Raw genomic sequence first — 18,584 nt, forward strand, 5'->3', positions numbered from 1 at the left:
CCCGGCGTGCCTATGTCTTTCCGCAACGACAACCCAGACGGACCCAGGGCGCGCAATGGCACAACGGCAACTCAAGCTTGGCGCGTTCATGCGCCCGATCAGCATCCACACCGGCGCCTGGCGCTATCCCGGGGCCTGGCCCGACGCCAATTTCAATTTCGGTCACATCAAGACGCTGATCAGGAAGCTAGAGGCCGGCAAGTTCGACGCCTTCTTCATGGCCGATCACCTCGCCGTGCTGAACATGCCGGTCAACGCGCTCAAGCGCAGCCACACCGTGACCTCGTTCGAGCCGTTCACGCTGCTGTCGGCACTCTCGGCGGTCACCGAGCGCATCGGCCTGATCGCGACCGGCTCGACCACGTTCGACGAGCCCTATCACGTCGCGCGCCGCTTCGCCTCGCTCGACCATCTCAGCGGCGGGCGTGCGGGCTGGAACATCGTCACCACCTCGAATCCCGATGCCGCACTGAATTTCGGTCTCGACGACCACATGGAGCACGCCGAGCGCTACAAGCGCGCCCGCGAGTTCTACGACGTCGTCACGGGCCTGTGGGATTCCTTCGCCGACGATGCCTTCGTGCGCGATGTCGAGAGCGGGTTGTTCTTCGATCCCGCGAAGATGCACACGCTCGACCACAACGGCAAATATCTGAAGGTGCGCGGCCCCCTCAACATCGCCCGCCCCGTGCAGGGCTGGCCGCTGATCGTGCAGGCTGGCGCATCGGAAGACGGCAAGCAGCTCGCGGCCGAAACGGCGGAAGCCGTGTTCACCGGCGGCGGCAGCCTCGCCGACGGGCAAAAGCTCTACGCCGACATCAAGGGCCGCATGGAAAAGATCGGCCGCGATCCCGAGCATCTGAAGATCCTGCCCGGCGCCTTCGTCGTGGTCGGTGACAGCGTCGATGAAGCCAAAGAGAAGCGCGCCCTGCTCGACAGCCGCGTGCATTACGACAGCGCGATCGCCTCGCTCTCCGTCATTCTCGGCACCGATGCCTCCGGCTTCGATCCGGATGGACAATTGCCGGAGATTCCGGAGACCAATGCCAGCAAGAGCGGCCGGCAGCGCATGGTCGACCTCGCCAAGCGCGACAAGCTCACGGTGCGCCAGCTCGCCCAGCGCGTCGGCGGCTATGGTGGCCTGTCCTTCGTCGGCACGGCCAAGACCATCGCCGACCAGATGGAAGAATGGCTGGTCGGGCGCGGCTCCGACGGCTTCAACATCATGTTCCCGTTCCTGCCCGCCGGCCTCGACGATTTTGTCGACAAGGTCGTCCCGGAGCTCCAGCGGCGCGGCATTTTCCGGAAAGAGTATGAAGGGCCCACTTTGAGGGAGAATCTGGGCCTGCCGCGGCCGAAAAACCGCTTCTTCGAGGGGTAATCGGGCCGATTTGAGTGGTTTTCGGCCCTAGAGCCCCGTTCGGGGCTCTAGGTTGTTGTTTTTGACGCGTTTTCTTGACGCGAACCGGTGCCCACTTCGCTTGAAAACGCTTCGAAACCTTGACATCAGGCGGTTTCTGGCTAGGTTGCCGGCCAACGCGGGCCGTTTGGCCGGCTCCAGATTCCCTTCATTTCTGAGGTTCAGAACATGGCCAAAGCGGTCACCATCAAGGTCAAGCTCGTGTCCTCGGCCGACACCGGCTTCTACTACGTCGCCAAGAAGAATTCGCGCACCATGACCGACAAGCTGGTCAAGAAGAAGTACGATCCCGTGGCGCGCAAGCACGTCGAATTCCGCGAAGCCAAGATCAAGTAAGATCGGCAAAGCGTTGAAGAGTTTTACGGGGCCCTTTCGGGCCCCGTTTTATTTTGTCTCCGCTCTCGTGTCCCGGACGCGGTGCAGCGTGTAACGCTGCTCCGCTGAGCCGGGACCCAGCAAGCAACAGAGCGCGATGCGGAGACATGGGCCCCGGCCCAGCAGCGCACCGCACCGGACGATGCTTCGCATCGCCGGGAGCGCTGCGCCGCGTCCGGGGCACGAGGTTGAGTTCACGCGCTACTCTTTCAGCACGCCGTCATTGCGAGCGCAGCGAAGCAATCCAGGATCGTTCCGCAGAGGCACTCTGGATTGCTTCGCTGCGCTCGCAATGACTGAGCACGCGCCGAACGTTCTCCGGGCGGCGTCGATGGGGCGTTTATCGGCAGACCTCCCCTCAACCCTCGGTTGCTCAACTCCAAATGTATGTTAGCGTGAACTTACCGGCACGGCATTTCCGTCCCGGATTTGGAAGGACATGGTCATGAGATTGTCATCAAGCCTTGTCGTGCCTTCAGCCCTCGCCGTCCTGTCGACCGTCCTGCTCTGCGCCCCGGCCGCATCGCAAGTCCCGACGGGCTCCGCCGCGACAATTCCCCCCGTCTCCGTCGATGCGCCGAAGCAGCTGGCAAGGCCGCAAAAGCCGACCCAGGCAACAAACACCGGGGCATCATCGCGTCGGACTGCGTCAACCGCTCGAACGTCAACCGCGCGCACGCCGTCCTATGCACCGGGTTCTGTGATGGGGAGGATTGCCGGCCTGGAGAAAGTTGCCAGCAGCTGCAACGGGGGCTGCGCATCAAGCTTCAGGCACGGCAATGAGCCCTGGATTGGATGCAGCGAGTCGGGCGGCAATATAGACTATGGACCTTTCTCGCCAACGTGCCGAGACACCATCACCCATACATCCTATGAGAATTGCGTCGAGACGAAGGTGTTCCTGGGCGAGAATCGAAACAGAGCCCACTGGTTCTGCAGCAGCCTGGCCGCCGGCAACAGGTTTAAGGTCGCAGAACTCAAGCGGCCAGGACGTCCGCGCTAAGGCATGATCCGGAAACGTGCGAAGCTGTTTTCCGGAAAGATCATGCAACAATCTAAAAGCGCGATGACGATTCATCCAAATCTCGTCGCGCTTTAGTCCATACCTCTCGCAGGCTCTCTGTTCGGTGGAAGTCAGCCATTGATGTCGGCCACGCTTGCCGCAGGTCGCCGAAGTTCGGCCGCCAGTTGCCGCGCACGTGCGGCCGTCCACCTGGAAGGCGACGTTGAAGCCGTTCGATTTCAGCGTTGGCGCCAACAGCTGACGTCAACGGCTGTCGCCGACAGCCCGCCGACAAGCGCTCCCCAACTCATCTCCAGGGGCACCACGCAGAGCGTCAGCAGTCCAAATCCGGCCACTCACGTCGGCCGTCATTGATGGCAACCCAGCTACGCAGCACGCTTCATGCGTTCGATAGTCTGCGTTATGTGGTTTCCGGCATCGTCAGCCACCTTGAGGGACATATCGGCCATCCGGCGGCTGGAATCCAGGGCGCTGCTAATCGTGTCACGCACGAGATCGCTGTGCACAGCCGCTAGATCGTGAGGAGTTCGGCAGCGCCAGAGTTCATTCATGCGGTCCATGTTCCTCTCGATCTGTTGTCGGATGAAATCAAAGTACTCGCGTGAGACGCCGTTCATGCCCTTGGCGACAACAGTGGCGGAATACATGATTGCTTCGGCGTTCTGCGCCGAGCGTTCCGTTGCCCGCTGCGCCTCTTCGCCCGTCAAACCGAACGTGCGGCCAAGCTGGTCAGTGGAGCGGCCCATCACCGCCATGGCCATGTCTACGCCAAGCCGCCAAGTGTTTTGCAGCATGTCGGCATTTTGTTGCAGCAAATGGCTGCTGGCTTGAGCCACCTCCTCGCCCGCCTGAGCCGCAGCTAATCCGATGCGCCTCGTTTGCTCGCTGCTCCTCTCGCCGGCGCGTCGGATCATGTCTTCAGGATTGTGGGTAGATTTTTCCCCATGGCGTGGCTTTTCCTCCTGGCGTGGATTGGCCATTTCAATTCCTCCATCGCTGTTGTTGTTGGTGAGGTCGGATCCTGTGCGTCTCCGTCACAGGTGCGATCCTACGCAAGCAAACGTGGCCGCCTTTGGGCCGTTCCCGGGCGAGTGATTTTTAATCGATGCTCGGCGACTGCGCGCAAGGACGAGCGCTTCAACCTCTAATGACTCGACGAACTGGCTCATCTATTCATTACCCGGCTCATAGTCTCGGCCGAGACCGCGCCATGAAGGCTCAGCATTGACCACCGCTGAACCGTATTGCTCGTCGCGGCCTCGCTGTTGGTGCTTCTCGTCATCGGTAATGTCGTTTTCTCCAGCTGGCGGAGTCGAAGAATCCACCCATCGGCAAATTCCCCCGATGCGGCGGCATGCTTCTGCACGACATCGATCGCGGTGATACCGCGGCTCCTTGTGTCGTGCTGTTCCATGGCGACGGATCCATGATCCAGGACTTCATCAGCGGGGCTTGTTGACCGTCTTGCTCAGGATCATCGAGTCATGCGGTTCGACCGTCCAGGATTTGAGCGTAGTCGACGGCCGCGGTTCCGGATCTGAACGGCAGCTTGCGCACGTCATCGAGCATAATTTGCGCACCCGCTCGCCCGAGATTACTTCGCGTTTGCCGCGCCCCGAAAAATGGAACTCCTTATGGTGTTACCCATACGCATTTTGCAATTGTGTCCGCGTGGTGCTGGGATCTAATTCAATGATCCTGCGACACGAGAATTTGCCTCCGGGTCGCGTGTGTTTGGAGTTTTGTTTTTGAGATTGGGAGCTTTCGCAGCTGAATTGGATTTCGCGGCGCGAAGCGTAGGCGGATTCAAACAAAGTTTGAGATTGCCGCCCTATGCTGCTCGAAATGCGATGCGACGGATGGTTCGCGGCGGGCTACAGTGACGCTTCCCAGCGGAATTGGTAACCGACTTCTGGCATCACTGCCGACTGCGGATCTCGATCTGCTGGCACCCGAGCTGGAGATGGTCACGCTCGATCGGGACGCGGTCGTCTCGCGGGCGGGTGACCATACCGAGCACGTCCTCTTCCCTCATAGTGGCGCCGTTTCGGTGATGATCGACATGGCGAATGGGCAGACGGTCGCCAGCGCCGCAATAGGGCGCGAGGGGGCAGTCGGTACTCTTTCCGTGCTGGGCCCGTCCCCTGCGGCCGTTACCGCCATCGTTCGTGCCGCGGGGATAGCCTCGCGCATCCCCGCAGCGCAATTCCATGCCGCCTTTAGCCGGAGTCCCGCGATCCGGCTCGCAGTCCAGATGCACTTCAAGGCGATGCTGATACAGCTACAAATTGGCGGGGCCTGCAACGCGTTGCATCCGGTCCAAGCCCGCATGGCACGCTGGCTGCTCCATCTTCGCGACCGCGTCGACCACGACGTCCTGCCGCTCACCCAGGAGGCGCTTTCGCAAATACTGGGTGTGCGACGAACGACGGTGACGCTCCTGATGCGCAATCTGCGCGCTTCCGGAGCGATCAGATCCGAACGGCGAGGCGAAATCGAGATCGACCCATCGCGGCTCGCTGCGGTGGCGTGCGAATGCCGCGACGCCATGCGTCTCGAAGTCGAGGAGATCTTCTCTGTGAATGCAGCGCCATCTCGCGTTTTGACGCTGCCGACGCAGTGAATGAACCGGGCTATCCAGCCGTTTCGCCGCGGCCCGGTGAAGCCGGCGAACACCGCGCTGAAATCAGCTTCGCCGAATGCGTATCCTTCGGGCCGATCAGGCCGCGGCCCGGTGACGAGGTCTATAGCCAAGCATGGCTGCGGCCTTCAATGACCGGCGATGCCGGCAACAGCCAGCCCTTCAGCAAAACGATCGACGAAGCCTTGATCGTTGCAGAAGAACAGCTCCTGCCGCGCAGTCTCTATCGTGTAATCCGGCTTGCGTTGCAGCAGCTCAGCGGTTGCCGCATTTGCCTGCGCCTTTTCATCCAGGCGGCCAAGGGAGGCAGCCAGTGTCGCAAAAGCACGATACGTGGCATTCGGCTGCCGCGTCGCCCGTCGAGCAAACTCCACGGCAATGTCATATTCTCGAAGCGAGAAATGCGTCCACGAACGAACGTGGTGAAAGCTCCATAGATGGCTGTCGCGGGGACTGAGCATTGTCGCGCGATCAAGCAGCGCTTCGGCCTCGATCTCCCGCCCGCACCACAGCAGATTGAATCCTTGTGCAAAATATCCTTGCGCAAAGCTTGGATTGAGTTCCAACGACGTGTCGATGGCGGCCAGCGCCTCGTCGTTCTGACGCGTCAAGCATAGCGCTCGTCCAAGGGCGCAATGACAGAAGCAATCGAGCTCATCAAGCGTCACCGCGAGACGAGCCTGGCGCAGCGCCGTTTCCAGTCGCGCGGGTCGAATCTTCGGATCATCATAGAGCGCGCGCTGGACATTGACGTAGCTGAGCGCACCATGTCCACGCGCGAACCCGGGATCTGCCGCGATCGCACGCTGGAAATAGTCCTCGGCCGAGTCGAATCCCGGGGTGGTAAATCGCCAGAGATTCCATAGGCCGCGCTGGTAGCAGTCCCACGCGTCGAGGCTTTCGGGCGCCTTTCGTGCGGCGAGTTGTTGCTCCGCTTTCGACAATTCAGGTTCGATGGTGGCGGCGATCTGCTTCGCCATCTCTTCCTGGATATCGAAGATATTCTCGAGTTGAAGTTCGTATTTGTCGGACCAAAGCTGCATTCCGTCCGCAGCCCGGGTTAGCTCTGCCGTGATCCTGACCACATCGCGACTCTTGCGAACGCTGCCGGACATCACATAGCTCACCCCGAGCTGTGCACCGACGTCGCGTGCGTCGACAGTCCGCCCCTGAAACCCGATCGTCGAGTGGCGCGAGATCACGGAAAGCCAGCGGTTGCGAGCGAGAAGCCGGATGATGTCTTCCGTCAATCCGTAGCTGAAATAATCGTTTTCCGGGTCGCTCGACATGTTCTCGAACGGCAGCACGGCGATGAATGAGCGTGAATTCGCCTCTGCCTTGACGGCTTCCGAGACGATGTCGCCGAGTTGGGACACGTCGGTAGAAAGCGGTGCTCGTCCCGGGACTTTGATTGTTGCGCCGTGGTCCGGCGCGAGCCGGATTGCATCGGCGTCAGAGCCGCCGATCGCCTGGACCTGAGCTACGAACCGAAAGCCGCGCCGATGCAACGTCCTGATAAAGAGCTGATCAGTTCCGTTGTCGCCAAGCACACGCCGAGCACCGTTGATGCGGCTGGAAAAAGCCGCCTCGGAGATGATGCGGCCATTCCACACGATATCGATGAGTTCGTCCTTGCTCACAACCCGCTCATGGTTGCGGACCAAATGAACGATGAGATCGAAAACCTGAGGTTCAATGTGGACAGGCATTCCCTCACGTCGAAGCTCTTGCTGGCTGAGATCGACCTCGAAATCCGAAAAACGGTATTTAACTACCATTGTCATCTCTCCGCCGAGGCTGGCCGCATCTCGCGGTCGTCGTCGAAACAATCTCCAACTCAGAAAAAACCAACGTCTCCCGAAGAACTCCATCAAGCGTGAGGGATCGGCTGAGTTTAGAGACCGGTTAATCATCGTTCAACCGGAGATGCCACATGGCCCGCGCACCTGGTCTCCTGCGCAGATATTCTGCCGGATGGATTGCCGTCTTCGCACATCGCGGCTCCCTACAGACGCTTGCATCCCTCCCATCCGTGACGACGCCGACCTTGAGGAAGAAGGTCCTCTTGCTGGCGGGCCGGCTGAGGCGATTGTTCAATGCGTGGGCTGCAGCGTCGATCGCTCATCAGGCCGCTTCAGCCGCTCGGCAACCGCGCGATCATCCGCCAACGCGCGAGACGTCCTCCAGCGCGGCGCGATCGACCCGCGCTGCGCAAAGCGGCGGCATTCAACAAGCGCCGCGATGATCCGGCGCGCGTGCAGGAGCCGAGCGTGTCGTAGAGCACCCCTCCTCCATAGGCGCCGAGGAATCCGCCGATCTGGTGGCTCATGAAGGCGAGGCCCTCGAATTGTCACGTCCGCTCTTCGTGCAGACTACGATGTTGAAGGCGGACGGTTGGATGTCAGTCCTGAGCCAGAAGCGGAAGTGGCTGGACGTTGGAACTTTTGCTATACCTCCGATCTCGCTGGAGGATGGGTCATGCCAGACAATCAGCCCGCAGCGTCGACTTTGCCTGCCCCACACATTCAATTGATCCAGATGGGCCGGGCCTTTGTAATTTCGAGGACACTGTACGCTGCGGCCAAGCTGGGGCTGGCGGATCAACTCGCCTCCGGACCGAAGAGCGCTGAGGAACTCGCCGGCCCAATGCAGGTGCATGCGCCTTCGTTGCACCGGCTGATGCGCACGCTGGCGAGCCTCGGCATCCTGACCGAGCGACCGGAGCAGCGTTTTGCACTGACCGATTTGGGCGAGGCGCTGAAGACCGGCGCACCCGGTTTGGCGAGTTCGAGTCTGCTGATTTCCGGCAGCCCCTGGTCTCAGAGGGGTTGGGATAATTTGGTTTACTCCGTTCAGACCGGCAAAACCGGCTTCGAGAAGACGCACGGCGTGTCGTTCTTCGACTACCTGGCACAACATCCGGATGACGCCTCGCTATTCAGTGAGACGATGATCGGCTTCCATAGTCAGGAGCCACCGGCCGTCGCCGCCGCTTACGATTTTTCGACCTTCAAGACCATTGTCGACGTTGGCGGGGCGACGGGGAATTTGCTCGCGACCGTCCTCGCCAGTCATTCCGGGCCGCGCGGCATATTGTTCGACAGGCCGCATGTCGTGCGAGACGCGCCGGCGTTGCTTGACGCAAGAGGCGTGAGCGATCGCGTCACGATCGAGCCCGGCAATTTCTTCGAAAGCGTTCCGGCCGGAGCAGACGCCTATATCCTTTCGCACGTCCTCCATGACTGGGACGAAGATCGATGTCTTTCGATCCTGGGCCATGTACGCCAGGCCATGAACGCGGCCGGACGTCTGCTGATCGTCGAAATGGTGATACCGCCCGGTGACACGCCGCATCCGGGAAAAATGCTCGATATGGCCATGCTCGTGCAACTCGGTGGCCAGGAACGTACGGGCGCCGAATACGGGCTTCTTCTCGGCAAAGCCGGCTTTCGCCTAACTCAGGTGGTGCCGACGAATTCAGCCGCAAGCGTTGTGGAAGCCGTGGTGGCCTAGGCTGGATAGATGTCAGTTTTTGGATGTCCGTCCTGAGTCACAAGCGGTTCACCAGAACCAGGCAGCGCGGCATCCCTCAACCGGCAATAGCCCACATCACAACGGGTCAGCGTGGTTTGGCTAAGGGGCAGAAGCCGACCCTCTACAGACCGCGCGTGGTAGCTTTCCAGAACTTATCCATCGACAAGCAGTGCTCTTTGCACTTTGGCCCTAGGAATCTAAGCAGCGCCCTGAAATCGAATACTTCCTCGCCGTCTGCGTGCTGCAATGTTTCAAGAAAGCCCGTCGACAGAGCAGCCCGCTCTTCAGCAGAACCATTGTTTAGCGCCTGCTCACAGAGTTCAAAAGCGGACTTTACCGTGTCTTTTGGCAGTTGCTCGAAATGCTCGATGAGAGCCTGTGCCAATTCGGCGCCAGCGATTGTTACAGGCACCGTCTCAGGTGACCAATCCGCCTTCAGCGCAGCGGCCGCCTCTCTCAACTGAGGCGCCAAATCAGCAATTCTTTCAAGATAACTCTCATCCGTAGGCATGTGATCAATATGTCGGACACGGATCATGTCGGCAATGGGTCACAAGCAGCTCATCGCAACCAAACAGCCCGGCGTCCGCTGCAAACCTAAGCGCCCCCAATAAGGACGCTCTCTCGCTACGCCGTCCGCAACACCGGCGCCGGCGGCTGCGACGGCCGGATCCACCTGCACGATGCCGCCGGCCAGGCCCAGCGCCACGCCGATGCGCCAGGCCATGGTGTAGGAGCCGAGCGCGTCGTAGAACGCCCCTCCTCCGCAGGCGCCTCAGACTACTTCGGCGGCTGCAAGCCGGGCGACCGCAGCCATTCGCTCATGTGCGAGCCGGTTTCGGCCTGTCGGGCCTTTCGTAGCAGCTCCTCGCGAGCCGCCCCAGGTGGAAGCAATGCGGCTTTATTACGTAGGCGAGTCGCTTCTTCGGCAAGACGGACCTCCAGGGTGTTTGTCTGTTTGAACCGACGCCGCTCACTCATCGCTCAACCTCCGAATACGGGTTCCTAATCCGTCAACGGGACTGCCGATATATGCAGATGCGCTGCTGTCGGTTCCAAAGTTGGATTCAATTAATCCACGGCACCCACTAGGGCGGACTTACGCCAAGCTCTTCTATGGCCAAAGCCGACAGTTGCCTCGCCTCGCGAACGCCGCGTTGCCCCAGTTCTACGATCTTTTTTGCGATCAGGTCTGTGATTGGGTCGTTGCGGTCAACCAGGCAAAGCGCGTGCAAAGTGCGCTCGTAGGCGTCCGTCAATATGGCTATTTCCTCCGGGCCCAACGGAGAGTTCTGTAACAGGCGGTAGATGGCCATTTTGGGTTCTAGCTCCGGACCCATTGTCGCGCCGAAACTCAAATTAGGACACACCTAAATTCAGCTTAGGACGCTCGGAGTAAAATACGAATATCCCGCAGCGCAAAAAGAACGTTTAGACCTCGCAGCAATGGGTCGGTCATCGACCGGGACCAACGCAATGTCCGCCAGGTCACAAGCGCCTCTGGGCTTCACGGCGGGCGACCTCCGGTCGACTCAGCACTCCGGACATATCCCCGCGCGGCGGCCAAAAAGCGACCTACCGTCCTCCCTGCTCAGCTTCGCCGGTTGATCTCATGGATGATGAGGTCACGATGCGCGATGTGCGAAGCCAGCGCAACTCGGAACGTGGCCAACAGTTCTCGCGCCAGCTCAGTCTCACAACCGGCGCGATCCAGGACAGCTATGCGCTCTTCCTGAACCGCGATGTGTTGCTCGCCTTCGGCTACGTGCCGTTCGGCTTCTCGCAAGTGACGCAGGTGCATCTCGCGATCCATCCGCGAGCCCTACACGAGTTTCTGCGACCGAGCTTGACCAAGATCAACGTTACTTCTCGTCTTGCGGGAAGGGCTCTTGGGTCTTGCGGGCAACGAACGTGTCCGACTCTGGACACTGGCAAAGCACGTCTTTCGCCTTTTTCACGACCTCTTTTGCGCGTTCGAGCGCTACGCCGTCCGCAACACCGGCGCCGGCGGCTGCGACGGCCGGATCAGCGCGAACGCCACCTGCACGATGCCGCCGGCCAGGCCCAGCGCCACGCCGATGCGCCAGGCCATGGTGTAGGAGCCGAGCGCGTCGTAGATCACTCCTCCTCCGTACGCGCCGAGGAAGCTGCCGATCTGGTGGCTCATGAAGGCGAGGCCCTGGATCATCGCCTGCCAGCGCAGGCCGAACATCTCGGCGACCGCGCCTGCGACCAGGGGACCGACGCCCATCCAGAGGAAGCCCATGATCGCGCCGAACAGCAGCGTCGAGAACGGCGTCGCCGGCAGCATGAAGTACCAGGCGAGCGCCAGCGAGCGCAGGATGTAGATGCCGCCAAGTAGCGCGAGCTTGTTCCAGCGCTGGCCGGCCCAGCCGAAGAACAGCGAGCCCAGCACGTTGAAGCCGCCGATCATGCCGAGCGTCTGCGCGCTCAGCATCGGATCGAGGCCGCAGATGGCGAGATACGACGGCAGATGCGTGGTGAGGAAGACGAGCTGCATGCCGCAGACGAGATAGGCGCAAGTCATCACGACGAAAGGCGCGTTGCCGAACGCCGCCTTCGTCGCGGACGCGGCCGTGGCATCGCCGATGTCGTCGGCGGCCGGCTTCGGCAGCGGGACCTGGTCGACGCGCCCCGCATACCACGCGGCGGGAATCATCAGCACCGACATGACGACGAAGCCGGCGAGCCCGACGCGCCAGCCAAAGCCCTCATTGAGCATCTGTCCGATCGGCGCCGACAACAGCGCGCCGAGCGAGCCCGCGCCGGAGACGATGCCGAGCACGGTCGAGCGCACCGTCGCGGGCACCGCGCGCGCGGCGACCGACATCGCGATCGCCGCCGCGGTGCAAGCGAGCGACGTGCCGATCAGCACGCCGCCGCCGATCATGATGCTGACCAGGCCGCCCGCGGTCGCCATCAGAATGAGGCCCGCGATGTACATGAATGAGCCGACGATCATGATCGGACGGAAGCCGTAGCGAACCGTCATCGCGCCGGCGAGCGGCTGGAGAAAGCCCCAGGCGAGGTTCTGCACGGCCAGCGCCAGCGTGAAGTCCGAGATCGAAATGTGGATGTCATGCGTCAGCGGCTGCATGAAGATGCCGAGGCTCTGCCGCAGCCCCATGCTCAGCGTCAGCATGATCGAGGCGCCGATCAGGATGGGCAATGTCGGACGCAGGACCTGCAACAGGGGCATTTTTGTCTCCCTCGGGGCGCGGCGCGAGTGCCGGCGTCTGCAATATCAGTTGATTTTGGTTACACAGACCTGTGTACTTAGGCTATGTTGGGCCGCAGCTGTCAAGCCAAGAGGATGCGCGCTACCGCATGGCTCCCCCGCCCGCCCCACAGACGATGAAAGAGCGGATCCTTCAGACCGCAGACAAGCTGTTCTATCTGCAAGGCATTCGCGCCATCGGCGTTGACACCATCGCGGCCGAGATCGGCATCTCCAAGCGCACGCTCTACAACCACTTCCCCTCCAAGGACGCGCTGATCGCGGCTTACCTCGAGCGCCGCTTCGTGCATGCCCGCCCCTCCGACAAGCCGCCGGCCGAGCAGATCCTCGCCACCTTCGATTCGCTGGAGCGGCGGTTTGCGGCGAAGGATTTTCGCGGCTGCCCGTTCGTAAATGCGGTCGCCGAGCTCGGTCCCCAGGACCGCGCCGTGAAGAAGATCGCCATCGCCTTCAAGGAAAGCCGCCGCGTCTGGTTTCGCGACCGGCTGACCGAGCTCGGCGTTGCGGAGTCGGATGCTCTCGCAACGCAGCTCGTGCTGCTGGTCGACGGCTCGATCGCGCAGGACCTCGTGCGCGATGATCCGGCAATGGCACGCGCTGCGAAGGAAGCGGCGAAGGTGTTGCTGCGAAATGCAGGGGTGGATGTGGGCGATGCGAAGCCGGTGAAGGGGCGCAAGCAGGCGCCGCAATAACCGCCGTCGCATATCACACGGTGTCATGCCCCGCGAAGGCGGGCATCCAGTATTCCAGAGACGGATGTGATTGAATCGAGAAGCCGCGGCGTACTGGATTCCCGCCTTCGCGGGGAATGACAGTTGAGTTTGTGGAGAGAGCGACGGTCACCTGACTCCACGTCAGCGCCAATCCGCCATCCTACCAAGATGCTCCTGTTTTGCCCGACGTGTCAAATGCCGATGCTGCCTGCGCAAGCCACTTCGCCACCCGCGTAAGCCATTGATCCGGCTGGCGCCGGCTACTGTGCATGGGGTTGTTTTCGCGACTCTTGTGCGAGCGGCCTCACGCCGCCTGCGACACCACGCGATTGCGGCCGTCGTGCTTGGCCCGATACAGCGCGGTGTCGGCGCGCTTGAGGACGTCGGCGACCGCCTCGCCCTTCTGCTCCAGCGTGGTCAGGCCGATCGAGATCGTGACCTCGATGCGCTTGGCACCCTTGTGGATCGCGAACGGCTCGCCCGCGATCGAGCGGCGCAGGCGCTCGGCGACCATGCCGGCGACGTGGAGATCGGTCTCCGGCATCACGATGACGAACTCCTCGCCGCCATAGCGGCAGGCAAGGTCAATGCCGCGGATCGATTTTCGCACGCGCACGGCGAATTCGCGCAGCACGTCGTCGCCGGCGTCGTGGCCGTAATTGTCGTTGATCGACTTGAAGAAGTCGATGTCCAGGATCATCAGCGCCAAGGGCTTGCCGCGCGTTGCGGCCTGCTCGGCGAGCGTCGCCAGATGGCTCTCCATGTAGCGGCGATTGTGCAGGCCGGTGAGCGCGTCGGTGATCGCCATCTCGATCGAGTTCTGCACGTTGTCGCGCAGATGATCGGTGTAGCGGCGGCGGCGGATCTGGGTGCGGGCGCGGGCCAGCAGCTCGATCTTGTCGATGGGACGCAACAGGTAGTCGTTGACGCCGATCTCGAGGCCGCGGAGCAGCCGCGTTGAGTTCTCGGGGTCCGCGATCGCCAGGATCGGCACGTGCCGCGTCCGCTCCAGCGAACGCGCCTGGCTGCACAGCCTGAGGCCGTCGAAATTGTTGAGGTCGAGCGAGACGATCAGCAGGTCGTAATTGCCCTCGGCGGCGTGGAACAGCGCTTCCGTCGGATTCGGCTCGACGTCGATGGTGTGCTCGGCGGCAAGGATCGTCGCCAGCCGCTCGTAGGAGGACTGGCGGTCGTCGACCAGCAGGATGCGGCCGCCCTTGCCGGTGTCGGCCACGGCGCTGCGCTCGGGCGCCTGCATGCCGATCTCGAGCGAGGTGATGGCGCGCATGCGCAGCTCATCGGTCATCATCTTCAGCCGCGTCAGCGAGCGCACGCGCGCGATCAGCACGACGTCCGAGACGGGCTTGGTGAGGAAATCGTCGGCGCCGGCCTCCAGCCCGCGATTGCGATCGGAGGGGCTGTCGAGCGCGGTAACCATGACGACGGGAATGTGGTGCGTCGCCGGGTCGGTCTTGAGCCGGCGGCAGACTTCATAACCGTCCATGTCGGGCATCATCACGTCGAGCAGGATGATGTCGCATTCGGCGCGACGGGCCAGCGCCAGCGCCTCGGTGCCGTTCGAAGCGGTCATCACGTCGAAATATTCGGCGGACAGGCGGGCTTCGAGGAGTTTGACGTTGGCAGGAACGTCATCGACAACCAGGATACGCGCGGACACTTTGCACTCACTTCCTATCCGATGAAACGCCGGACCGTCTCAATGAATTTGCCGACCGAAATCGGCTTGGACAAATAGGCCTCGCAGCCGCCCTCGCGGATGCGCTCTTCGTCGCCCTTCATCGCGAACGCCGTGACCGCGACGACGGGAATGGAACGCAGCTCCGGATCGTCCTTGATCCAGCGCGTCACCTCGAGGCCCGACACCTGCGGCAACTGGATATCCATCAGCACGAGGTCGGGCCGCATCTTGCGAACGAGATCGAGCGCCTCGTAGCCGTTGCTGGTGCCGGAGGTCTGGTAGCCGTGCGCCTCCAACAGGTCGCGGAAGAGCTTCATGTTGAGCTCGTTGTCTTCCACGATCAGGACGGTCTTAGCCATCCCGCCCTCCTGATTGGTCCTGAAGACCGATACATGTAACGCCTCAGGCGCCGCTCGCCGGCGCTTCGAAAACTGGATTCAAACTAGCCTCAGATTCGCTTGAGTTTCGTTAAACCCGAGGGGCCACTTTCTGCGACGTGGTTTCCAGTTGCTTGCCCCGGGTTGCAAGACTCAGGCACGAGACTCGGGCATGATGCAAAGTAGACACCGAAAGTTAACGGAAAGGCAAACCGGGCCCGTGAAAAAGCCTGTTCACAACCCCCGCGAAGTCGCTGAAATCGTTGCGATTCAGGCGCTGTCCTTCGTCGCGAGCGACCCTGAGCGGCTCGGCCTGTTTCTGGCCGAGACAGGTGTCGGTCCGGAGACCCTGCGCAATGCGGCCGCGGACCCGAATTTCCTGCTCAGCGTGCTCGATTTCGTGCTGCGCGATGACGCCACTGTGAAGGCCTTCGCGGACGCCTCCGAGCTGCATCCAACCAACGTTGCTGCGGCGCGGCAGGTGCTGGGCGATGCGCTCGGCGACCCCTCTTGGGAGCGCGACGTGCCGTGAGCACTCCCGATCCGGCCGGGCCCCGCTGCTTCTGCCGGGATTGTCTGGCCGATCTGGACATCAGCGTGCGGCGCTGTTCCGCCTGCGGCTCCCCCCGCCTCGTCCGCCACCGGGCGCTGGCGAGCCTGACCATCGCCCATATTGACTGCGACGCCTTCTATGCGACGGTCGAGAAGCGCGACAATCCTGACATCGCCGACAAGCCGGTCATCATCGGCGGGGGTAAGCGCGGCGTGGTGTCCGCCGCCTGCTACATCGCGCGCACCTATGGCGTGCGCTCGGCCATGCCGATGTTCAAGGCACTGGAAGCCTGCCCGCACGCGACCGTGATCCGCCCCGACATGGCAAAGTATGTCCGGGTCGGCCGCGAGGTGCGCCAGGCCATGCAGGCGCTGACGCCGCTGGTCGAGCCGCTCTCGATCGACGAGGCCTTCCTCGACCTGTCCGGCACCGAACGCGTGCACGGCATGATCCCGGCAAAGGTGCTGGCGCGCTTTGCCCGCGACGTCGAGCGCGACGTCGGCATCTCCGTCTCGGTCGGCCTGTCCTGCAACAAGTTCCTGGCCAAGATCGCATCCGACCTCGACAAGCCGCGTGGCTTCGCCGCGCTCAACCAGGAGGAAGCACGTGCGATGCTGGCGGACAAGCCAGTCGGCTTCATTTTTGGCGTGGGTCCGGCCACCCAGGAACGCCTGGTGCAGCGCGGCTTCCGCGTCATCGCCGATCTTCAGAAAGCCGACGAGATCGAGATGATGCGGCAGTTTCCGAGCGACGGCCGCCGGCTGTGGCGGCTCGCCCGCGGCATCGACGACCGCCGCGTCGAGCCTGATCGGGGCGCCAAGACCATTTCCAGCGAGACCACCTTCGAGACCGACATCCGCGATTTCGCCTCGCTGGAGAAGATCCTGTGGCGTCTCTGCGAGAAGACATCGTCGCGCCTCAAGAGCAGCGAGCTCGCGGGATCGACCGTCACGCTGAAGCTGAAGACCGCCGATTTCCGCCAGCGCACCCGCTCGCAGTCGATCGCGGCGCCGACGCAGCTCGCCGCCAAGATCTTCTCGATCTGCCGCGAGATGCTGGCGAAGGAAATCGACGGCACCGCCTTCCGCCTGATGGGCGCCGGCGTCAGCGCCCTGCGCGAAGGATCAATCGCCGACGACACCGACATGCTCGACCGCCGTGCGGCGCACGCCGAACGCGCCGTGGACAGCCTGCGTAAGAAGTTCGGCAGCGCCGCGGTGATCCGCGGCATCGCCTATGACGGCCCGGAAAAGGCGCAGGAGTGATCGAGTCCTGCTCAACTCAGTCGCGTTCGAAGATCCGCGCACCCGGATAGACGCGCCGGGCATACTGAACGACCAGCTGCCGATCCTGAGTCTCCAGGAACGGAGTTCGGATCTGACAAGACCCGATGATGAGGTGCCACAAGCCGTTGAGCTTTCGAATGACGACGTTCATTTGAGCTTCCTCGCAGTGACCCGAGTGGACTCAAATTGTAAGAATCTCCCGCCGTCGCTCAATTGTACCAGCGTAAGGTCAGCGTATGAGAAGGATTAGAGGAGATATACAAAGGTATGTTGGTTATCGCTTCAACAGCCGTCGGCGCCGATAGCTTCGCAAGGGCTCAAGCGGTTCCGCCCGTGCAGGAGCTGGCACCATGACAGGCGAGCGCAATCTCGGCGTGCTGCTGAGGCACATGAAGCCGGAGATGTTGGACGGCATCGTCGTGTTTTGCACGATCCCGACCAGCGAGGCCATTCCCGAAGCACTCAATCCGCTGCTGACGTTCCGCGAACAGGAAGGCACGACGCTCGTAATCCCTCGCGAAGAGGCCGAAGCGGCGGGACTACGCTACGCGTTCCCCTCGAGCATGATCACCCTCACGGTTCACTCCGCGCTCGATGCGGTCGGCTTCCTAGCCGCAATCACGGCGCGCCTCGCCGAAGCCGGCATCAGCGTGAACGCCGTGTCGGCGTTCCACCACGACCACCTCTTCGTGCCTGCCGACAGGGCCGACGAAGCAATGAGCATTCTGCAAGGGATGTCCAGAGCGAGCCAAGATTAGTTCGTTGAGATCACCGGGAAGTTCTTGGCCAGCCCCCACTCGTCGTGTGAGAAGAATATCATTCTGTGCTGATCCCGGCAGATGACGTAGCAGTCAAAGAGAAGCAACACGGCGATCACAACGAATGAGGTCGCATCTTCAATTTCTCCTTGCTCGAACAGCTGCGCCGGCGCATCGATCAGCCTGCGCGTCTCGCCATAGGACTGGCGGAGACGGCTGACGAGCGGCATCCATTGTCCGGGCGGCCAAACCATCCAATCATCGAACCAGACCAGCAGGCTCGTCGTATCGACGAATTCCTCCATGACCCGCTTGACGAGATTGACTCTCTTTTGAGCGTCCACCGGGATATCGAACTTCTGTTCGAGATCGGCGTGGTCCGGCAATTTCCACACGCTCAAGGCAACGCCGTTGCCCGAACACCAATCCATCGCTTCTTGTTTGTTCAGGAACTGAACCATGCTGGCCTTCGGGAGACTTTTCGTCGCCTGCGCACCATCGCGGATCCGCGGCGCGCCATCCGCACTACGGGACTGCCCGAGAACATAGCGGCAGCAGTTTGTCTCGCGTCAGTGGCGCGAGTTCCACGGAGGCAGGAACGCTCGGATCCAACCAGAGGATCTCCTCGATCTCCGCTCCCGGTGCGACCGGATATGCTATGACGACGCGAAAGATCTCCGCGTCGACAAGCCGGCCCGGCTCGTTCGCCGCGGGTGCGGTATATCGTCCAACATAGGTCATCTCGCTCGGATCGACGTCGATCCCAAGCTCTTCGGACAACTCCCGTTGCAGCGCCGCCTGCGGATGCTCGCCAGCCTCGATCTTTCCCCCTGGCTGCATGAAGCTTTCAGTGGCCTTCTTCCTGACGAGCAGGACACGCCCATCGCTCCTGCTCATCAATGCAGCGGCGATTCGAATTGAATTCTGCGACATCGTTCCTTCCAC

The 18,584-nt window shown here is 61.9% G+C and carries 21 protein-coding genes and 1 pseudogene; 8 read left to right on the forward strand and 14 right to left on the reverse strand.

The features are described 5' to 3' along the window. Positions 1 to 55: 55 nt before the first annotated feature. A complete protein-coding gene (locus RAD15_RS37475) occupies positions 56 to 1,381 on the forward strand; it encodes an LLM class flavin-dependent oxidoreductase (protein ID WP_458183743.1) in 1,326 nt (441 codons plus the stop codon). Positions 1,382 to 1,588: 207 nt separating this feature from the next. Next, the gene (gene rpmG / locus RAD15_RS37480) at positions 1,589 to 1,756 is read left to right on the forward strand and encodes a 50S ribosomal protein L33 (protein WP_007603295.1); all 168 of its coding nucleotides are present in this window, start codon (positions 1,589 to 1,591) and stop codon (positions 1,754 to 1,756) included. 799 nt (positions 1,757 to 2,555) lie between these two features. On the opposite strand, the gene RAD15_RS37485 is transcribed toward rpmG, so the two are convergent. The 3 genes from RAD15_RS37485 to RAD15_RS37495 form a co-directional block, all read right to left on the reverse strand. Beyond that, the gene (locus RAD15_RS37485; RefSeq protein WP_458183744.1) at positions 2,556 to 2,873 is read right to left on the reverse strand and encodes a hypothetical protein; all 318 of its coding nucleotides are present in this window, start codon (positions 2,871 to 2,873) and stop codon (positions 2,556 to 2,558) included. A 311-nt stretch (positions 2,874 to 3,184) separates the two neighbouring features. Next, a complete protein-coding gene (locus RAD15_RS37490; protein ID WP_458183745.1) occupies positions 3,185 to 3,799 on the reverse strand; it encodes a phasin family protein in 615 nt (204 codons plus the stop codon). Positions 3,800 to 3,984: 185 nt separating this feature from the next. Next, a complete protein-coding gene (locus tag RAD15_RS37495; protein WP_458183746.1) occupies positions 3,985 to 4,233 on the reverse strand; it encodes a hypothetical protein in 249 nt (82 codons plus the stop codon). Between the two features lie 465 nt (positions 4,234 to 4,698). On the opposite strand from RAD15_RS37495, the gene RAD15_RS37500 reads away from it, so the two are divergent. After that, entirely contained in the window at positions 4,699 to 5,442 is a 744-nt protein-coding gene (locus RAD15_RS37500; RefSeq protein ID WP_458183747.1) for a Crp/Fnr family transcriptional regulator, read from the forward strand. A gap of 146 nt (positions 5,443 to 5,588) precedes the next feature. Here the strand turns inward: RAD15_RS37500 and RAD15_RS37505 are convergent, their stop codons facing one another. Then, the gene (locus tag RAD15_RS37505) at positions 5,589 to 7,238 is read right to left on the reverse strand and encodes a winged helix-turn-helix domain-containing tetratricopeptide repeat protein (protein WP_458183748.1); all 1,650 of its coding nucleotides are present in this window, start codon (positions 7,236 to 7,238) and stop codon (positions 5,589 to 5,591) included. Positions 7,239 to 7,938: 700 nt separating this feature from the next. Here RAD15_RS37505 and RAD15_RS37510 point away from each other — a divergent pair. Continuing rightward, positions 7,939 to 8,973 carry a methyltransferase gene (locus RAD15_RS37510; RefSeq protein ID WP_458183749.1) on the forward strand — a complete coding sequence of 345 codons (1,035 nt, stop codon included), beginning with the start codon at positions 7,939 to 7,941 and terminating at the stop codon, positions 8,971 to 8,973. Positions 8,974 to 9,115: 142 nt separating this feature from the next. On the opposite strand, the gene RAD15_RS37515 is transcribed toward RAD15_RS37510, so the two are convergent. The 5 genes and pseudogenes from RAD15_RS37515 to RAD15_RS37535 form a co-directional block, all read right to left on the reverse strand. Next, a complete protein-coding gene (locus RAD15_RS37515) occupies positions 9,116 to 9,505 on the reverse strand; it encodes a DUF7674 family protein (protein WP_458183750.1) in 390 nt (129 codons plus the stop codon). A gap of 116 nt (positions 9,506 to 9,621) precedes the next feature. Further along, positions 9,622 to 9,769: pseudogene (locus tag RAD15_RS37520) on the reverse strand (MFS transporter); the annotation flags it as partial. A gap of 313 nt (positions 9,770 to 10,082) precedes the next feature. Beyond that, a complete protein-coding gene (locus tag RAD15_RS37525; protein ID WP_458183751.1) occupies positions 10,083 to 10,310 on the reverse strand; it encodes a hypothetical protein in 228 nt (75 codons plus the stop codon). A 275-nt stretch (positions 10,311 to 10,585) separates the two neighbouring features. Further along, positions 10,586 to 10,807 carry a hypothetical protein gene (locus tag RAD15_RS37530; protein WP_458183752.1) on the reverse strand — a complete coding sequence of 74 codons (222 nt, stop codon included), beginning with the start codon at positions 10,805 to 10,807 and terminating at the stop codon, positions 10,586 to 10,588. Positions 10,808 to 10,975: 168 nt separating this feature from the next. Continuing rightward, positions 10,976 to 12,214, reverse strand: a complete 1,239-nt coding sequence (locus tag RAD15_RS37535; RefSeq protein ID WP_458183753.1) for an MFS transporter — start codon at positions 12,212 to 12,214, stop codon at positions 10,976 to 10,978. 128 nt (positions 12,215 to 12,342) lie between these two features. Between RAD15_RS37535 and RAD15_RS37540 the strand changes: the two genes are divergently transcribed. After that, a complete protein-coding gene (locus tag RAD15_RS37540; RefSeq protein WP_458183754.1) occupies positions 12,343 to 12,945 on the forward strand; it encodes a TetR/AcrR family transcriptional regulator in 603 nt (200 codons plus the stop codon). Between the two features lie 325 nt (positions 12,946 to 13,270). Here the strand turns inward: RAD15_RS37540 and RAD15_RS37545 are convergent, their stop codons facing one another. Next, positions 13,271 to 14,644 carry a PleD family two-component system response regulator gene (locus RAD15_RS37545; RefSeq protein ID WP_458183755.1) on the reverse strand — a complete coding sequence of 458 codons (1,374 nt, stop codon included), beginning with the start codon at positions 14,642 to 14,644 and terminating at the stop codon, positions 13,271 to 13,273. Positions 14,645 to 14,658: 14 nt separating this feature from the next. Further along, positions 14,659 to 15,024, reverse strand: a complete 366-nt coding sequence (locus RAD15_RS37550; protein ID WP_008130064.1) for a response regulator — start codon at positions 15,022 to 15,024, stop codon at positions 14,659 to 14,661. 238 nt (positions 15,025 to 15,262) lie between these two features. Here RAD15_RS37550 and RAD15_RS37555 point away from each other — a divergent pair, with 238 nt between their 5' ends. Next, positions 15,263 to 15,574 carry a DUF3572 domain-containing protein gene (locus tag RAD15_RS37555; protein ID WP_458183756.1) on the forward strand — a complete coding sequence of 104 codons (312 nt, stop codon included), beginning with the start codon at positions 15,263 to 15,265 and terminating at the stop codon, positions 15,572 to 15,574. Beyond that, a complete protein-coding gene (locus tag RAD15_RS37560; RefSeq protein WP_458183757.1) occupies positions 15,571 to 16,860 on the forward strand; it encodes a DNA polymerase IV in 1,290 nt (429 codons plus the stop codon). The genes RAD15_RS37555 and RAD15_RS37560 overlap by 4 nt, the downstream gene beginning before the upstream one ends. A gap of 16 nt (positions 16,861 to 16,876) precedes the next feature. Here the strand turns inward: RAD15_RS37560 and RAD15_RS37565 are convergent, their stop codons facing one another. Then, positions 16,877 to 17,032 carry a hypothetical protein gene (locus RAD15_RS37565; protein ID WP_201760246.1) on the reverse strand — a complete coding sequence of 52 codons (156 nt, stop codon included), beginning with the start codon at positions 17,030 to 17,032 and terminating at the stop codon, positions 16,877 to 16,879. 199 nt (positions 17,033 to 17,231) lie between these two features. On the opposite strand from RAD15_RS37565, the gene RAD15_RS37570 reads away from it, so the two are divergent. Next, positions 17,232 to 17,639: an ACT domain-containing protein gene (locus tag RAD15_RS37570; RefSeq protein ID WP_458183758.1), complete on the forward strand. Its 408-nt coding sequence runs from the start codon at positions 17,232 to 17,234 to the stop codon at positions 17,637 to 17,639. Here RAD15_RS37570 and RAD15_RS37575 read toward each other — a convergent pair. Next, a complete protein-coding gene (locus tag RAD15_RS37575; RefSeq protein WP_458183759.1) occupies positions 17,636 to 18,100 on the reverse strand; it encodes a hypothetical protein in 465 nt (154 codons plus the stop codon). The two genes, RAD15_RS37570 and RAD15_RS37575, sit on opposite strands and share 4 nt — an antisense overlap. Positions 18,101 to 18,164: 64 nt before the next feature. Then, complete coding sequence (locus RAD15_RS37580) at positions 18,165 to 18,572, reverse strand: NUDIX hydrolase (RefSeq protein WP_458183760.1); 408 nt, start codon at positions 18,570 to 18,572, stop codon at positions 18,165 to 18,167. Positions 18,573 to 18,584 lie beyond the last annotated feature (12 nt).

The sequence above is a fragment of the Bradyrhizobium sp. 14AA genome (genome assembly GCF_054185205.1).

Excerpts from the sequence above, each read along its gene's own strand:
- RAD15_RS37575 (WP_458183759.1), bottom strand. The coding sequence starts at position 18,100 with ATGGTTCAGTTCCTGAACAAACAAGAAGCGATGGATTGGTGTTCGGGC.
- RAD15_RS37580 (WP_458183760.1), bottom strand. The coding sequence starts at position 18,572 with ATGTCGCAGAATTCAATTCGAATCGCCGCTGCATTGATGAGCAGGAGC.
- RAD15_RS37525 (WP_458183751.1), bottom strand. The coding sequence starts at position 10,310 with ATGGCCATCTACCGCCTGTTACAGAACTCTCCGTTGGGCCCGGAGGAA.
- RAD15_RS37565 (WP_201760246.1), bottom strand. The coding sequence starts at position 17,032 with ATGAACGTCGTCATTCGAAAGCTCAACGGCTTGTGGCACCTCATCATC.
- rpmG (WP_007603295.1), top strand. The coding sequence starts at position 1,589 with ATGGCCAAAGCGGTCACCATCAAGGTCAAGCTCGTGTCCTCGGCCGAC.
- RAD15_RS37485 (WP_458183744.1), bottom strand. The coding sequence starts at position 2,873 with ATGAATCGTCATCGCGCTTTTAGATTGTTGCATGATCTTTCCGGAAAA.
- RAD15_RS37515 (WP_458183750.1), bottom strand. The coding sequence starts at position 9,505 with ATGCCTACGGATGAGAGTTATCTTGAAAGAATTGCTGATTTGGCGCCT.
- RAD15_RS37475 (WP_458183743.1), top strand. The coding sequence starts at position 56 with ATGGCACAACGGCAACTCAAGCTTGGCGCGTTCATGCGCCCGATCAGC.
- RAD15_RS37570 (WP_458183758.1), top strand. The coding sequence starts at position 17,232 with ATGACAGGCGAGCGCAATCTCGGCGTGCTGCTGAGGCACATGAAGCCG.
- RAD15_RS37490 (WP_458183745.1), bottom strand. The coding sequence starts at position 3,799 with ATGGCCAATCCACGCCAGGAGGAAAAGCCACGCCATGGGGAAAAATCT.
- RAD15_RS37535 (WP_458183753.1), bottom strand. The coding sequence starts at position 12,214 with ATGCCCCTGTTGCAGGTCCTGCGTCCGACATTGCCCATCCTGATCGGC.
- RAD15_RS37505 (WP_458183748.1), bottom strand. The coding sequence starts at position 7,238 with ATGGTAGTTAAATACCGTTTTTCGGATTTCGAGGTCGATCTCAGCCAG.
- RAD15_RS37510 (WP_458183749.1), top strand. The coding sequence starts at position 7,939 with ATGCCAGACAATCAGCCCGCAGCGTCGACTTTGCCTGCCCCACACATT.
- RAD15_RS37495 (WP_458183746.1), bottom strand. The coding sequence starts at position 4,233 with ATGGAACAGCACGACACAAGGAGCCGCGGTATCACCGCGATCGATGTC.
- RAD15_RS37540 (WP_458183754.1), top strand. The coding sequence starts at position 12,343 with ATGGCTCCCCCGCCCGCCCCACAGACGATGAAAGAGCGGATCCTTCAG.
- RAD15_RS37550 (WP_008130064.1), bottom strand. The coding sequence starts at position 15,024 with ATGGCTAAGACCGTCCTGATCGTGGAAGACAACGAGCTCAACATGAAG.
- RAD15_RS37530 (WP_458183752.1), bottom strand. The coding sequence starts at position 10,807 with ATGGATCGCGAGATGCACCTGCGTCACTTGCGAGAAGCCGAACGGCAC.